The 15,062-nt window shown below is 46.5% G+C and carries 13 protein-coding genes and 1 other annotated feature (1 of these 14 cut by a window edge); of the genes, 11 read left to right on the top strand and 2 right to left on the bottom strand.

Annotated features, from left to right (window positions below):
- Positions 1-64: a binding site (T-box leader), on the top strand (it extends 228 nt beyond the left edge of the window).
- A gap of 594 nt (positions 65-658) precedes the next feature.
- Complete coding sequence (gene ileS / locus PTQ21_RS27275) at positions 659-3,757, top strand: isoleucine--tRNA ligase (RefSeq protein ID WP_090953434.1); 3,099 nt, start codon at positions 659-661, stop codon at positions 3,755-3,757.
- Between the two features lie 229 nt (positions 3,758-3,986).
- The gene (locus PTQ21_RS27270; protein ID WP_063567857.1) at positions 3,987-4,343 is read left to right on the top strand and encodes a DUF5665 domain-containing protein; all 357 of its coding nucleotides are present in this window, start codon (positions 3,987-3,989) and stop codon (positions 4,341-4,343) included.
- 12 nt (positions 4,344-4,355) lie between these two features.
- Here PTQ21_RS27270 and PTQ21_RS27265 read toward each other — a convergent pair whose 3' ends face one another.
- On the bottom strand, positions 4,356-5,093 hold the full coding sequence (locus PTQ21_RS27265) for a TraR/DksA C4-type zinc finger protein (protein ID WP_063567858.1): 738 nt from the start codon (positions 5,091-5,093) through the stop codon (positions 4,356-4,358).
- Between the two features lie 64 nt (positions 5,094-5,157).
- On the opposite strand from PTQ21_RS27265, the gene PTQ21_RS27260 reads away from it, so the two are divergent.
- The 9 genes from PTQ21_RS27260 to PTQ21_RS27220 all read left to right on the top strand — a co-directional run bounded on the left by PTQ21_RS27260 (position 5,158) and on the right by PTQ21_RS27220 (position 11,861).
- Positions 5,158-5,304: a hypothetical protein gene (locus PTQ21_RS27260; protein WP_157258414.1), complete on the top strand. Its 147-nt coding sequence runs from the start codon at positions 5,158-5,160 to the stop codon at positions 5,302-5,304.
- A gap of 9 nt (positions 5,305-5,313) precedes the next feature.
- Complete coding sequence (gene lspA, locus PTQ21_RS27255; protein ID WP_274567815.1) at positions 5,314-5,808, top strand: signal peptidase II; 495 nt, start codon at positions 5,314-5,316, stop codon at positions 5,806-5,808.
- Positions 5,801-6,784 (top strand): RluA family pseudouridine synthase, encoded by a 984-nt coding sequence (locus PTQ21_RS27250; RefSeq protein WP_274567813.1) that lies wholly within the window; start codon positions 5,801-5,803, stop codon positions 6,782-6,784. Before lspA ends, PTQ21_RS27250 begins: the two co-directional genes overlap by 8 nt.
- Before the next feature lie 109 nt (positions 6,785-6,893).
- Positions 6,894-8,147, top strand: coding sequence for an LL-diaminopimelate aminotransferase (locus tag PTQ21_RS27245; RefSeq protein WP_063567860.1), 1,254 nt, complete (start codon positions 6,894-6,896; stop codon positions 8,145-8,147).
- A 184-nt stretch (positions 8,148-8,331) separates the two neighbouring features.
- Positions 8,332-9,246: a decaprenyl-phosphate phosphoribosyltransferase gene (locus tag PTQ21_RS27240; RefSeq protein ID WP_371121651.1), complete on the top strand. Its 915-nt coding sequence runs from the start codon at positions 8,332-8,334 to the stop codon at positions 9,244-9,246.
- A gap of 32 nt (positions 9,247-9,278) precedes the next feature.
- Positions 9,279-9,911 (top strand): HAD-IB family hydrolase, encoded by a 633-nt coding sequence (locus PTQ21_RS27235; RefSeq protein ID WP_079696187.1) that lies wholly within the window; start codon positions 9,279-9,281, stop codon positions 9,909-9,911.
- A gap of 26 nt (positions 9,912-9,937) precedes the next feature.
- Positions 9,938-10,228, top strand: coding sequence for an EamA family transporter (locus tag PTQ21_RS27230; protein WP_090810048.1), 291 nt, complete (start codon positions 9,938-9,940; stop codon positions 10,226-10,228).
- Between the two features lie 4 nt (positions 10,229-10,232).
- Positions 10,233-10,535: a DMT family transporter gene (locus tag PTQ21_RS27225; protein ID WP_256338016.1), complete on the top strand. Its 303-nt coding sequence runs from the start codon at positions 10,233-10,235 to the stop codon at positions 10,533-10,535.
- 24 nt (positions 10,536-10,559) lie between these two features.
- Positions 10,560-11,861, top strand: coding sequence for a DUF6080 domain-containing protein (locus PTQ21_RS27220; protein ID WP_274567812.1), 1,302 nt, complete (start codon positions 10,560-10,562; stop codon positions 11,859-11,861).
- A 153-nt stretch (positions 11,862-12,014) separates the two neighbouring features.
- Here PTQ21_RS27220 and PTQ21_RS27215 read toward each other — a convergent pair whose 3' ends face one another.
- Positions 12,015-14,690 carry a YhgE/Pip domain-containing protein gene (locus PTQ21_RS27215; RefSeq protein ID WP_274567811.1) on the bottom strand — a complete coding sequence of 892 codons (2,676 nt, stop codon included), beginning with the start codon at positions 14,688-14,690 and terminating at the stop codon, positions 12,015-12,017.
- Positions 14,691-15,062: the final 372 nt, after the last annotated feature.

Genomic DNA, 15,062 nt, shown 5'->3' with positions numbered 1-15,062 from the left:
TATTGGATGTGGTTTGTGATGAACAGAATTAGGGTGGTAACGCGAGCACAACCTCGTCCCTTTCCAGGGATGAGGTTTTTTTGTGTCCAAAAAAAGTAGCGAACGTACATGAGGCCCGAAGGTGCCTCAGGGAGAGAGCCAACCGCCGGAGGAGCGAAGTGTCCGGCACTGGGGTTCGCTAAGGCGAACGCCCATGAGGCCCGAAGGTGCCTCAAGGAGAGAGCCAGCCCGCCGGAGGAGCGAAGCGTCCGGCACTAGGGTTCGCCAAGGCGAACGCCCATGAGGCCCGAAGGTGCCTCAAGGAGAGAGCCAGCCCGCCGGAGGAGCGAAGCGTCCGGCACTGGGGTTCGCTAAGGCGAACGCCCATGAGGCCCGAAGGTGCCTCAAGGAGAGAGCCAGCCTGCCGGAGGAGCGAAGCGTCCGGCAACTCCCTTCTCGCGGTAAGGCCCTGCGGCGTTCCCGAAGGGGACAGCCGCATGAGGGCCGACTCCAACATACACACCCTCGCCAACGCCGCCGTAGCTCCCGCCAATGACGACCCTTTCCGGGTGTCCAGAGGGCGGAGCGCCTATGGGGTCCCCCTTGGTAAGGGGGATTTAGGGGGATTGAAACGCTTTTTGTGGACGGTCCACAATCCATACTTGAAAGGAAGATTATCATGCAACGAGTTGACGTCAAAGAGAAAGCACGTGCCAGAGAACTACGTGTGTTAAACAAATGGAAAACCGAGAATACATTCAAAAGATCCATCGAAAACCGCGAAGGTAAGCCGAACTTCGTATTTTACGAGGGGCCGCCTACAGCCAACGGTAAACCGCATATCGGTCACGTATTGGGACGGGTAATCAAGGATTTTGTGGGACGTTATAACACGATGAAGGGTTACCGCGTCGTTCGTAAAGCAGGCTGGGATACACATGGTCTGCCTGTAGAACTGGGTGTTCAGAAAAAGCTGGGCATCTCCCATAAGTGGGAAATCGAAGATTATGGTGTGGAGAAATTCATTAACGAATGTAAAGCGAGCGTGTTCGAATACGAACAACAATGGCGCGATCTGACCGAAGGTATCGGCTACTGGACCGACATGAATAATCCGTATATCACACTCGACAACAATTACATCGAAAGTGTGTGGAACATTCTGGCGACGATTCATGAAAAAGGTCTGCTGTATCGCGGTCACCGCGTGAGTCCTTACTGTCCGTCTTGTCAGACTACACTTAGCTCCCATGAGGTAGCGCAAGGGTATAAAGACGTGAAAGACCTCAGTGCTACAGCCAAATTCAAGCTGAATGACAGCGGCGAATTCGTGCTTGCCTGGACAACGACCCCTTGGACATTGCCTTCACACGTTGCGCTTGCCGTGAACCCGGATATGGACTACTCCCGTGTTCGTCAGGACAACGAAGTGTACATCATGGCGACTAATCTTGTTGAGAAAGTCATGAAGGATGCCAAAGGGGAGTATGAAATCATCGGTGCCCTGAAAGGTTCTGACCTGGTTGGCAAAACGTATGATCCTCCGTTTAACTACGTACAGGCTGAGAAAGCAAATATCATCCTGGGTGCAGGTTTTGTAACCGATGCAAGTGGTACAGGGATTGTACACATGGCACCAGCACATGGTGAAGATGACTATCGTGTATGTCGTGAGCATGGCATCAGCTTTGTGAACATGGTGGACCTGGAAGGTAAGTTTGTGCCACAGGTAACTGATTTTGCCGGACGTTTTGTTAAGGATTGCGATATTGATATCGTAAGATACTTGTCTGAAAAAGGACGTTTGTTCAGCAAAGAAAAATATGAGCATAGCTATCCGTTCTGTTGGCGTTGTGATACACCACTTCTGTACTATGCAATGGACAGCTGGTTTATCCAAACTACAGCAATCAAGGATCAGTTGATCGCCAATAACAGTGAAGTAGACTGGTACCCAGGCCACGTTCGTGACGGGCGTTTCGGGAAGTTCCTTGAAGATCTCGTAGACTGGAATATCAGCCGTGACCGTTACTGGGGAACGCCACTGAACATCTGGGTGTGCGAAGAGACAGGTGAACAATTCGCTCCGCATAGCATCGCTGAACTGCGTGCTCGTGCCATTGGCGACGTGCCTGAGAATCTGGAGCTGCATAAGCCGTATGTAGATGACGTCAAAGTCATGAGCTCTTGTGGCAAATATGAAATGAAACGTACACCGGAAGTGATCGATGTCTGGTTCGACAGCGGCTCCATGCCGTTTGCCCAGCAGCACTATCCATTTGAAAATAAAGAAATATTCGAACAGCAATATCCGGCAGACATGATCTGTGAAGGAATTGATCAGACACGCGGTTGGTTCTACAGCTTGCTGGCCGTATCTACACTTTTGACAGGCAAAGCACCTTACAAAGCAGTTATGGCAACAGGCCACGTTCTCGATGAGAACGGACAAAAGATGTCCAAATCAAAAGGCAACGTTATCGATCCTTGGGAAGTTATCGAAGAATACGGTACAGATGCATTCCGCTGGGCTTTGCTGTCTGACAGCGCACCGTGGAACAGCAAACGTTTCTCCAAAGGCATCGTGGGCGAAGCGAAATCCAAAATGGTGGATACGCTGGTCAACACCCATGCATTCCTGACGCTGTATGCTACAATTGATGGATTTGATCCACAGGAGCATCCGTTTAAATTGTCATCACACAACCTGGACCGCTGGATTTTGTCAAGACTGAACAGCCTGATTCTCGTTGTAGAAAAAGCGCTGGCTGTTAATGACTATCTGAACTCTTCCAAAGCCATTGAAGCGTTTGTAGATGAACTCAGTAACTGGTACATTCGTCGTTCCCGTGACCGTTTCTGGGGCAGCGGATTGACAGAAGACAAACTGGACGCTTACCGTACCCTTACCGAAGTGCTGGTGACTACAGCCAAGCTGGTGGCTCCATTCACACCAATGCTTGCAGAAGATATCTATCTGAACCTGACTACTGGTGAGAGTGTGCATATGGATGATTATCCGGTTGCCAATGAAACGTTGATTGACTTGGATCTGGAGCAGGATATGGAGACAGCACGCCGAATCGTTGAACTTGCCCGTAACGTCCGTAACGAAACAGGTATCAAGACACGTCAACCGTTGTCTGAACTGATCGTTTCCCTGGATAAAGGCTTCGATCTGGCAAGTTATGAAGAGATCATCAAGGATGAGATCAATGTCAAAACGATTCGTACCGAGCATGATGATGCGGATTTCGTTGATTTCACTTTGAAATTGAACCTGAAAGTGGCGGGTAAAAAATACGGTAAAAACGTAGGCTTCCTGCAGAACTTCTTCAAGGGAATGTCAGCAGATGAGACGCGTAAAGTGGTGACAGAAAATCTTCTGAATGTCGTTTCACCTGAAGGCGAAGAGCTGCAAGTGACGGGTGAAGAACTGCTGGTGGAGAAACAAGCCAAATCCGGTTTTGCCTCGGCATCCGGCTATGGTCTGACAGTAGCTCTCAATACGGAGATCACAGCAGAACTCGAACAGGAAGGCTGGGTCCGTGAAGTCATTCGTGCAGTTCAAGACACACGGAAGAAGCTGGATCTACCGATTGAGAAAAGAGTACGTTTGACGCTGGATGTAGACTCTGCTTTACAAGAAGCGATTCAGGCTTTTGATCATGTGCTGCGTGAGAATGTGCTCGTTACCGAAGTTACCTTCGGAACGAATGATTCGATGCAACGCATTGAAGCCGGAGGCAAAGCCATCGGTGTTTATATCGAGGGGTAATACAGTAATTCTCACGTAAGGCGTTCCTGGAGAAAGGATTGCTTTGTCAGACTTTAACGGGGATAGAGTAACTCTATTTCAAATAGGACAGTATATAGAGACAGACATGCCAACGAGCCTCAGATGCAGGAGATCAATCCTGTATCCTGGCTCGTTTGGTTTTTCAGCAAATGGGCAATGATTTCTATTGTGCAGACATTCTATATACATCAAAGGAACTGAGTAAATTATGAACGAACAGGATACCCAATCGCCATCTAATTCAGAATCCACGACGCATTCCAAGAATGCGGAGGACAAGATTGAAGAACTTCACAAGCTCACTAACCGGCTCGCGAATGAACTCGAACGTTCACGAATCGCACAGTATACGGAATTACTGAACCGGCCGTGGAAGCTGATCGGACTTAATCTGTTGTCCGGCGCCGCAAGGGGCGTGGGAATCGCCATCGGTTTTACTTTTTTTGCAGCAACGATTATTTACGTGTTACAAGTGCTTGGTGCGCTTAATCTGCCCATCGTGGGTGATTACATCGCAGATATTGTACGGATTGTGCAGCGACAGCTGGAATTGAACACTTATTAGTTTACCCGTGGGTTAATATGAGTCGTCTGACTCGACATCTGGTTCTAACAGACCATCACCTTCACGGTTCTCTAGGTACTGTCGATATTGCCGATTACGTACGATGGACACGTCATGGCCGTAGATATCGGTTGCGACAAAGCTTTCATATGCCTCAACGCAGCCCTCCACTTCGTCAGTGGCTTCAATCGCCATAACATCATAACTGTCGATGTCGCGTCCCTCAGCCATAGCCGGAGTATTGGAGGTGCCCCAACTTTCAACAATCTGCCATGCATCTTCGCCGTCGAAGCCGTTCTGGTCGTCACGTTCATCCAGGCTTGTGCGGCCAAAGGCAGGAGCGAGGAATTCTTCCTCGACAGGACGATTTTCGGAGACAACGGTTTCCGGTTGATGTTTTTTGCAGTATTTGGTGTAAGGAACAGCTTGCATGCGTTCATAGGGGATAGGTTGCTGACACACGGCGCAAGTTCCATAATGGCCTTCTTCGATGGAATGCAGGGCAGAATCGATGCGCTCCAGTTGAAATTCATCATGCTCCAGCAGAGAAATATCCTTTTCGCGCTCATACATCTCGGTAGCTACATCACCTGGATGGTTGTCAATCGGTGATAATTCACCTGTTTGAAGCTTCATGGAATCACCAAGACCATAATGTTCGTTTTGCTCCAGTCTATGTTCAATGTCACGCTTTTCGGTTATCAGTTGGGAACGTAACGATTGCAGTTGTTTAGCAGTGAAATGTGACATCATTTTCCCCTTTCTGTTCCGTATGGACTCCGGATTTTAACTCTGTTGTAGGATGTACCATTTCGTGCAGAATTACAGAAGGGAAATGTTATCGTTTTTGCCATCCGGGCTGGGGCTAACCGCGTCGTGGACGATTTCCAAACAGCTGTGCTACAATGAACAAGTCTGGCGTAAAGCCTGGTATCGTTTGGAAAAGACAAGAACGGAGTGACAAACAAACGTGGTGTATTATATCCTCGCTTTTATCGTATTTTTAGTCGATCAGGGAACGAAGTTCCTAATTGCAACCCGGATGGAACTTAGAGATGAAATTCCGGTGATTGGCAATTTCTTTGTCATCACATCACATCGTAACTCAGGTGCAGCTTTTGGTATTTTGCAGGATCAACGCTGGTTCTTTATTGTAGTTACACTGGTTGTCGTGGTGGCTTTGGTTTGGTATTTGCAAAAGGTAAAAGATACTCCGCACAAATTGCTGCCCGTGGCGCTTAGTTTGGTGCTTGGGGGAGCCATTGGTAACTTCCTGGATCGGGCTTTGACCGGAGAAGTGGTCGATTTTATCCAGCTTAATTTTGGTAACTATACGTTTCCCATTTTCAACATAGCCGACTCGGCGATCTGTATCGGTGTGGTACTGATTATTGTAGAAACGTTGCTTGAAGGACGGCGCGAGAAAGCAGCCGCAAAGGTCGAAGGGAATGAACATCATGAGTAAAACGCAAAATGAAGAACAGAATAACGGAGATACGTCAACGCATGACGATGAACTCTTGAATGGCAATGATCGTATGGAATGGACGGTTGCCGCTGAACATAAAAAAGAACGAATTGACAAATATATTACAGAATCCATGGATAACGTATCGCGCTCCCAAGTTCAATTGTGGATCGGAGACGGATTCGTAACGGTGAACGGAGTTAAAGTCAAAGCTAACACCAAATTATCTGAAGGTGATCTGATAGAGCTTCTGATCCCTGAGCCGACGACTGTGGAGATTATTGCTGAAGATATTCCGCTTGAAGTGGTGTATGAAGATAGTGATTTGATCGTTATTAACAAACAGCGTGGCCTTGTTGTACATCCAGCACCAGGGCATACGTCAGGAACACTTGTTAATGCACTGATGTATCACTGTAAAGATCTCTCAGGCATTAACGGCGAGCTGCGTCCCGGTATTGTGCATCGGATTGATAAGGACACATCAGGTCTAATTATGGCTGCCAAAAATGATCGTGCTCACGCCTCGCTGGCTGCTCAGCTCAAAGAGCATAGTGTGAATAGACGATATATTGCACTCGTTCATGGGCATCTTAGCCATGATCAGGGTACGATTGATGCACCAATTGGTCGAGATACCAATGATCGCAAAATTTACACCGTTACAGAGCGTAACAGTAAACATGCGGTTACGCATTTCACCGTCACGGAGCGCATCAATGACTACACGTTGTTGGAACTGAAATTGGAGACAGGGCGTACCCACCAGATTCGTGTTCACATGAAGTTCATTGGTCATCCGCTTGTTGGAGATCCGACGTATGGTCGTAACAAAGGGATCAAAATGCAGGGACAAGCCCTGCATGCCGCGATTCTCGGTTTTGTACATCCAACGACCGGAGAATACCTTGAATTTACAGCTCCGCTTCCGCAGGATATGGAAGATGTTCTAGCCTCACTGCGTAGCCGCTGACAGCTCGAGAAAGTACAAATGTTCGGATAATTTGTCCATGGTTTTGAACGCGCAAATGCTTCATATTAAAGTGTAGAAATTTGCGTCAAATGAGGAGATGAACAAAATCATGAGTATCGATAAATATCAGGAAACGTACATTCAGACTAATTTTGCCGACCGTATTGGCGGCTCCAACTATGGTAAAGACACCAACATCTATAAATTCGAGAAAATCAAACGTGCCAAAGCTTCGGCTAAAAAGGATTTTCCCAATGTAGAATTGATTGACCTCGGCGTAGGTGAACCAGACGAGATGGCAGATGCAGGCATCGTAGCTGCATTGGCGGAGCAAGCCTCCAAACCTGAAAACCGTGGATACGCGGATAACGGTATTCCTGAATTCAAGGAAGCGGCAGCTGCTTACCTGAAAAATGTATTTAATGTTGAAGGTATCGATGCATCAACTGAAATCGTGCATTCCATCGGTTCCAAGCCAGCTTTGGCGATGATGCCTTCTTGCTTCATCAATCCAGGTGATGTAACGATTATGACGGTGCCAGGGTATCCGGTTATGGGTACACACACCAAATACCTGGGTGGTGAAGTGTTCAACATTCAATTGACCAAGGAGAACAACTTCCTGCCAGATCTGTCGGCTATTCCGGAAGATATCGCGAAACGTGCAAAGTTGCTCTATCTGAACTATCCGAATAACCCAACGGGCGCGAGTGCTACCGTGGAGTTCTTTACGGAAGTGGTTGAATGGGCGAAGAAATACAGCGTAGTCGTTGTACATGATGCTCCATACGCAGCATTGACTTATGACGGCAAAAAACCGTTCAGCTTCCTGTCTGTACCTGGTGCGAAGGATGTGGGCGTGGAATTACACTCCCTGTCCAAGTCCTACAACATGACAGGTTGGAGAATTGGTTTTGTTGCAGGTAACCCGCTTGTTGTCAAAGCATTCAGCGACGTGAAAGACAACAATGACTCTGGTCAGTTCATCGCGATCCAAAAGGCTGCTGCTTATGGATTGAACCACCCGGAAATCACGGAAAAAATCGCCGAGAAATATTCCCGTCGTCACGACCTGCTGGTAGCTGCACTGAACGAGCTGGGCTTCCAGGCTGAGAAACCTAAAGGTTCCTTCTTCCTTTATGTTGAAGCTCCAAAAGGTATTGTCGGAGGTCGCCGCTTTGAATCAGGCGAAGACTTCTCCCAGTTCCTGATCCGTGAGAAACTGATCTCTTCGGTGCCTTGGGATGATGCAGGTAACTTTGTTCGTTTCTCCGTTACCTTTGAAGCTAAAGGGGAAGAAGAAGAGAAACGTGTTATCGCTGAAATTAAACGCCGTCTGAGTGACGTGCAGTTCGAATTTTAATTAATTCACATAATCATAATGATGTAATGTAAAGAAAGAAGAGACCGGAAACGGTCTCTTTTTTTATGCAAAAAAATATAAATTCTTCCTGTAATCCCTTTACAAAATTATACAAGCAACATATGATTAGATCTTTACGTTATTTATATAAGTCAGAAGTTGCTTTTGAAGGGAGTTATGGAAATTGTTATCATCACGTACCAATACCGTGTCCACACCTGCTGCAGGGACAGGCAATACCGTTTCAGGATTGCTTAAACTATTGAGACCAAAACAATGGACCAAAAATTTGCTGTTGTTTGCCGCGCTGCTTTTTTCTTTTGAGGAAATTCGGACGGAGACCATTCTATCGACTTTGCTAGGTTTTATTTTATTTAGCCTTGTTGCAGGCTGCGTTTATATTTTAAACGATTATGTAGATCGCGACAGAGATCGTCAGCATCCGGTGAAGATGTTCCGTCCCCTTGCTTCTGGACAGGTCAACCCTGCTCACGCCTTGTTGTTCGGAATTCTGTTATTAATTCTTTCCGTCGGGACAGCCTTCGTGATGAACCCATTATTCGGAGTATTATGTATTGTTTATTTCCTATTGAATGTGTCGTACTCATTTGTACTCAAACATCTCGTTATTTTGGATATGATGACCATTGCGGCTGGATTTGTGCTTCGTGCGATTGCAGGCGGTGTCCTGATCCATGTGCCATTTACGCCGTGGTTCCTCATCTGTACGATGCTGCTGTCCCTGTTCCTGGCTATCGGCAAACGGAGGAATGAACTCACCCTGCTTGAGGGAAATACCGGCTCACACCGTAAAGTGTTAGATAACTATTCAATTACGTTATTGGATCAGTTCAATACCATTGTCACAACGGCGACCATTATTAGCTATTCGCTCTTTACGTTCACATCCGATCGTACCATTCATTTAATGTGGACGATTCCTTTGGTTATATACGGCATGTTCCGCTATCTGTATCTGATTCATATGAAGAACCAAGGTGGTTCCCCAGATCGAGTTCTATTTGAGGACAAGCCCATCTTGATCACGGTCATTTTGTATGTCATAAGTGTTATTTCGATTTTTGCTATTTTTGAATAAAAGTTTGAGTCTGGAAGGTAGAGGGGATCTGGGTGAAAAGCACGAAAATCGCCATCTTTGATATTGATAAAACGATTATACGCAGAGATTCCATGTTTCAGTTTGTACATTACGGCGTTCGCCGTTACCCATGGCAGGTATGGAGATTGCCTGTAATTGCATTTCATACCGCGCTGTTCAAGGCAGGTCTGATGACGGTTGAGCGTGTCAAACGTTCCTATTTCAAAAGCATTGAACGCATGTCCGAAAATGATCTGGAGCATTTTTTTGATACACGATTGCGTACTGCCATTTTTGCGGAGGCAAGTGTAGAGATGCAGCACCGTAAGGAAGCAGGCTATCATGTATTGCTGGTGACCGCATCTCCGCATGCCTATATGAAATATTTTAAAAACTTTCCCTGGGTGGATCATGTCATTGGTACCGATCTGGTTCGTCACTCGAATGGCTATACCTGTAGGATTGATGGCAGCAATTGCAAAGGGGATGAGAAGGTTCGTCGAATTCAGGCCTATCTGGATGAGAAAAAGATGGTGATTGATTATGATCAATCCTGCTCCTACTCCGACTCCTTATCCGATCTTCCAGTGATGCAGTTGGTGAGTCAGCGATACTTTATTAACAAGCGCGTGCCAGAGATGGAGGCATTGTCGTGGGGGAGATAAAAGGGCGCCATACAGGCAAGCTGTTGATGCTGGTCTCCGCTTTTCTTACAGCGACAGGCCAATTGTTCTGGAAGTGGGGGCTGACCGAGTGGATCTATCTGGGCATCGGCTTTCTCTGTTATGGGCTGGGTGCCATTTTGATGATCAAGGCTTTTGCTTTGGAAAAGCTGTCTGTGGCCTATCCTTTGATGTGTGCAAGCTATGTGTTTGCGCTGATCTATGGATACTTTTTGCTAGGAGAAGAAATTACGGTGCAGAAGTTGGCCGCTGTTGTGCTGCTTGGAATTGGGGTGACGTTGACCAGTGTTGATCGATAGCTGGATGATTGCTGTATTAATTGCAATGACCCTGTGTGGAGCGATGGGGGGAGCGGGTTTGAAAGCCTACGCTACCAGCCGCAAAAAGCTGCATGTTTTAATGGGGCTAGGATTCTATGGTACAGGTGCGCTGCTGAACATTGTATTGTTGAAATTTCTTCCCTTAACTGTTGTGCTGCCAGCCAATGCGTTAACGTATGTGTGGACGCTCATTATAGCGCGGTTTGCCTTTAAGGAAGCAGTGGGTCCTTTGCGCTGGATCGGTGTCACTTGTATTATGGGCGGGTTGTGTTTATTGGTTTTCTAGAATAATGAAACTGGATGTGAATGCATGAAATTTTTGGACTACTTATTTTATAATCGCAGGACCAATTGGACGGCATTTGGCCTGTTTGCGGGTTTTGCTCTTTTTTACGCTCTCATGAATGGACCTTACGTGACGTACATTGCGAATCACGCAGAGCTACTTGGGTCATACACGCCATTTAGTACGACGCAGTTTCCACTTAATTTATTTAACTTCGATCCTTCCATGTATTACGGAAGCAACAGTTCTTCGGTTATTCATCCGTTAATTTCATTTCTAGCGGTCACGCTTGAAGCAGGTGCTCAATTGCTGGGCGGGAATTGGTTCTTTCTTGTCCTGCAGTCCCTTGTGAATGCGGGTTCGGTTGTGCTGGTGTTTCTGTTTTTAAATCAAAAAGATAAACAAATCACCACACCGTTACTTTTCGCTTTATTGTTCGGTTTCAGCTCCTATCTGATGTTTACCGCGTTGATTCCGGATTCGTATCCGTACGTACAGTTTGTTATCCTGTTCTCTGTGCTGTATATGCAATACACCCGTGAACGGAAAGATGTCCGTTACATCCCGAATGCGCTGCTGGCATCCATCAACTTCGGACTGACGTCGACCAACATTGTACCATTTGCGGCAGCCATGTTTTTCAATTTGCGTACGTGGCGTAACAAGTCTGGTTGGAAAAAGTATATCGGGATTATGGCACTGGCCGTTGCCTTCATCGTAGTATTGACAGGAATCCAATACATCGCGTTTGGCGGTCGCAGTTGGGTCAGTAACTGGCTGCTTGGCATTCAAAATGGGGGAACAAGCTATGCCACTCCATTCCAGTTCGCAGCTCATTGGAAAGCTCTAAGTTTGCTAACGATTAATCCGATGCTGTCACCGAAAGTACATTTGCTGGACCCGGGTATGGTCGCGTTTGTAACAGATTTGACCCGTTCCAATCCGATCTATGTTCAGCTTACGGGTATATTTATCCTGTTGCTGGCGCTCACTGGGTTTATCAAAGGCATCCGTGAACGGGAAGTGTGGACTCTTGTGTCATACATTCTGTTTGCCTTTTTACTTCATATCGTTGTTGGTTTCGGGCTGGCGGTATTTCAATACGATATGTACCTGTATGCAGGACACTATCTGTTTGCGTTTTTCCTCCTCGGTGGGGGCTTCGTCATCGGTCTTCGTCAGGGGCTGGGTAAAAAAGTGCTAATAGGCTTGATCATGATATGTATTCTCGTCACCGCAGGGAACAACATCTACCGTCATGTAGAAACTTTAACAACCATTAAGCAGTCCTATGATCAGTTGGAACAGGAACGTACAGTGAAATAATCAGAGATTTTAATTATCTTTATAATGAGACAAGACCATTGGACTTTAAATCCAATGGCCTTGTCTTGTTTGGTATGATTCATTCGATATGTGCATGTTGGGATAAACAAAAGACCCACTGCGTTGATTACGCAGAGGGTCTCACGGACGATTTTAAGCAATGATTTTGGTCTTCTTGGCATTCTCGGCTGAACGTTTGGTGAGACTGCTGAGTGGACGTTTCAAAGCGAGAGCAACGATGAGACTCAGCGCGATGAACATGCACAACCACAGAATATCCTTGATGGCAGTCGACCACAAGATGCCGCCGACCGACTCACGCAGTAGACTAATCGCATACGTGAAGGGCATGAACGGATTCAATGCCTGGAAAAAGGGCGATGTCATGCTGATTGGAAACGTACCGCCGGAGCTGGAGAACTGAAACACCATGAAGATGATCGCGATCCCTTTTCCGATATTCCCAAAAACGGACAGCAGGGTGTACGTTATGGTAACAAATACGGCACTCACCAGCATGGCAAACAAGACAAACCACACTTTATCTGCGACATAGGTGCCGAGGATCAATATATCTCCCAGGCTGACACAGATCGCTTGAAGCAATCCAATAGTCAGAAAAGTGGCAAGACGTCCAAGATACAACTCGTATCCCCGGAACTTGCCTTCTGGATTCTCAGCTTCGGCACGAAGCAGGGAAATCAGTAGCGTTGAGCCGACCCACAAGGACAGCACGCCATAAAATGGTGACATGGCTGATCCGTAATTCGGAATCGGGTAAAGCTGTTGTTCCTTGATTTTCACCGGACTTGCTAGGAAAGCACTCTCTTCTTCAATGTCGCCGCGCAAAAGCTTGGCGAGCTCGGCAAACTGGTTATTACCTTCGACTTCTCTAAGTTTGTCTGCTGCCTTGCTGATGGCACTTTCCAATGCTGGCAAATCATCACGTACAAGCGTAGCAACACGATGTACTCCTTGTTCGACCTCCGGAAGCTGGTTCTGTACAAAATCGGATGCCTTGCCTATCTGTTTCTCGGCATTGGGCAGATCGTTCCGAACAAAATTAGCCGCTTCATTCAGCTTGGTGCCCAGCTTGGGCAGATCGTTTCGAATTAATGAAGATACTGTGTTCAAAGCTTGGATGAAGCCTTCACTTTTATTCGCGAGTGTCTCCGATATCTCATGAATCTTAGATTGTATTTGAGGCAGTTCGCTCTGGATTTTTGTCAATTCAGTCTGCCCAAACGTAATCCCTTCTTTGGCTGACGCAAGAATGTCCGCGATATCCGGAATTCGATCTCTTGCTCCCTGTAGTGTATCTGCTGAAGTGGAAAGGATAGACCTCAGCTTATCCGCACCAGCCGCAAGAGCCGGCGATATTTCGCTCTCGTAGGTGTTCATGATATTGCCAATGCCGCTGCTAATGTCCTTGGAGAGAGCATTTAACTGGGCGATGACGTCTGCGGGCGGAGTTGTATTACGACGCAGAGCATCACTGATAATCCCTGTCAGGCGGATTTGCAGCTGAAGTTTATCTGAAATGGTGTTCAGCTGCGAAATTTTATTAGCAAGTGGATGGCTTGGAAGTAAGTTGTCGATTTTGCCCAGTAGTTCTGCCATACTGTCGACGAGTCTTACTGCAATCCCCAAACGGGCAGCGATCCGGTCCAGATCTTCTGCTGTCGGCAGGTTATTAAGATCTGTATTCTGCAATTGCCCAAATACGTCTGATGCAGCGTTTGATATTTGCTGCACCAGCAGCAGGTTTTGCCGAATCGCCGGGCCTATAGCCTGAAATGCTTCTTCACTGGAATCCACAAAGTGATTTAAGCCTTCGGCCAGCTCAATCCCGTTACCAGCGATTTGGGATACTTTATCCAGATCTTGCTCTGCGGCCGTTACGATAGACAGAGCCTTGTCGGTTTTATCCAGGGCTGTTTGGATGACACCTGATACCTGACCAAAGTTTGCATCCACTTCTTGAATACGTTCTACGGCTTTTTGAATATCGGGAATACGCTCCTGAATAGCCAACACCTCGGATGCTGCATCATTAATTTGTGGCCAATACTCCTGCACCTTGAGCACATACTGTGCGGCTTCATTGATTTCAGGCAGTTTTTTTTCGATCTCGACGATCTTTTGAGCATCTTTTACGATACCAGGCATGGCTTTTTCTACTTCCAGTACCTTTTGACCTGCAGCTTGTATATCCGGAAGATTTTTCTCCAGCGTGAATATGCCATTCTCCATCTTGCGCAAAGTTGGAAGCTGGGCATTGATCTCAACTCCGGCTTCCTTCAATTTGGTTAGAACAGCCTGACTGACGGCTTCAGTGAAATTTTCATTGATTTGTGTTGTTATCGCAGATACACCGGAACCCGTGATTTTTGGAGCGATGGCATTAACCTTCTCATTAACGGTATAGATTACCTCTGGGCGCTCCAGCTTCCCGTCAACGATACCTGTAATTTTGGTTGAAAAGTCCCCAGGAATGAGCAGGCTTGCATAATACTCTCCTGTTTGCACACCACGATCAGCCTCAGCCTGGCCCACAAAAGTCCATCCCAGCTTTTCGTTCTGTTTCAGGCTGGACACCAGTTCGTCTCCAATATTGACATTAGTTCCTGCAACAGTTGCACCCTTGTCCTCGGTTGTCACCGCAATTTTGATCCCTTGGGTGTTGCTGTATGGGTCCCATACGGACTTCACGTTGACCCAGTCATACACCCCGGGTAGTAAAATAATAGCCACAATTAGAAAAATACCTGTGGGAACCTTCAAAATATGCAACCAGTCTGTTTTGTAAACTTGCCAAATGTGACGCATAACTTCCTCCTAAATGTAAATAAATGTAGGTCTTATCTTATTTCTATGTCGCGTATTTGTAAATCCTTATGTATATCGGCTTTATTGAAGCATCTATGAATTGTTTCATGTTTATAAACTTTACCCATTTCGCTGGGTACTAATGCAGAGCCTTCATGTATTCCGTGTTTCTGGACGTTGAACTCTAAAATTAGACTCTGTCCCAACGTTGAGTATAGTCAGAGGATTATTTTGGCTGTAAGATTCTCCGCAATTGCCTATGGATAAATATACAGAATTATTGTATAATTATGAATAACGAATGAAATGTGATGTGTTTGGATGTTTTTCAGCCGAACTGCTGATTCTAAGGGAATACAGTAGAGGAATTTC

Origin of the sequence: Paenibacillus marchantiae, assembly GCF_028771845.1 — a bacterium.
Lineage (GTDB): Bacteria > Bacillota > Bacilli > Paenibacillales > Paenibacillaceae > Paenibacillus > Paenibacillus marchantiae.
Note: the sequence above shows the minus strand (reverse complement) of the source record. Positions and strands in the feature narration are given on the sequence as shown.

Bases quoted from the DNA above. Each gene is read 5' to 3' on its own strand.
- PTQ21_RS27230 (WP_090810048.1), top strand. From the start codon at position 9,938: ATGCTGGTCTCCGCTTTTCTTACAGCGACAGGCCAATTGTTCTGGAAG.
- PTQ21_RS27270 (WP_063567857.1), top strand. From the start codon at position 3,987: ATGAACGAACAGGATACCCAATCGCCATCTAATTCAGAATCCACGACG.
- PTQ21_RS27250 (WP_274567813.1), top strand. From the start codon at position 5,801: ATGAGTAAAACGCAAAATGAAGAACAGAATAACGGAGATACGTCAACG.
- PTQ21_RS27245 (WP_063567860.1), top strand. From the start codon at position 6,894: ATGAGTATCGATAAATATCAGGAAACGTACATTCAGACTAATTTTGCC.
- PTQ21_RS27220 (WP_274567812.1), top strand. From the start codon at position 10,560: ATGAAATTTTTGGACTACTTATTTTATAATCGCAGGACCAATTGGACG.
- PTQ21_RS27215 (WP_274567811.1), bottom strand. From the start codon at position 14,690: ATGCGTCACATTTGGCAAGTTTACAAAACAGACTGGTTGCATATTTTG.
- ileS (WP_090953434.1), top strand. From the start codon at position 659: ATGCAACGAGTTGACGTCAAAGAGAAAGCACGTGCCAGAGAACTACGT.
- PTQ21_RS27225 (WP_256338016.1), top strand. From the start codon at position 10,233: ATGATTGCTGTATTAATTGCAATGACCCTGTGTGGAGCGATGGGGGGA.
- PTQ21_RS27265 (WP_063567858.1), bottom strand. From the start codon at position 5,093: ATGTCACATTTCACTGCTAAACAACTGCAATCGTTACGTTCCCAACTG.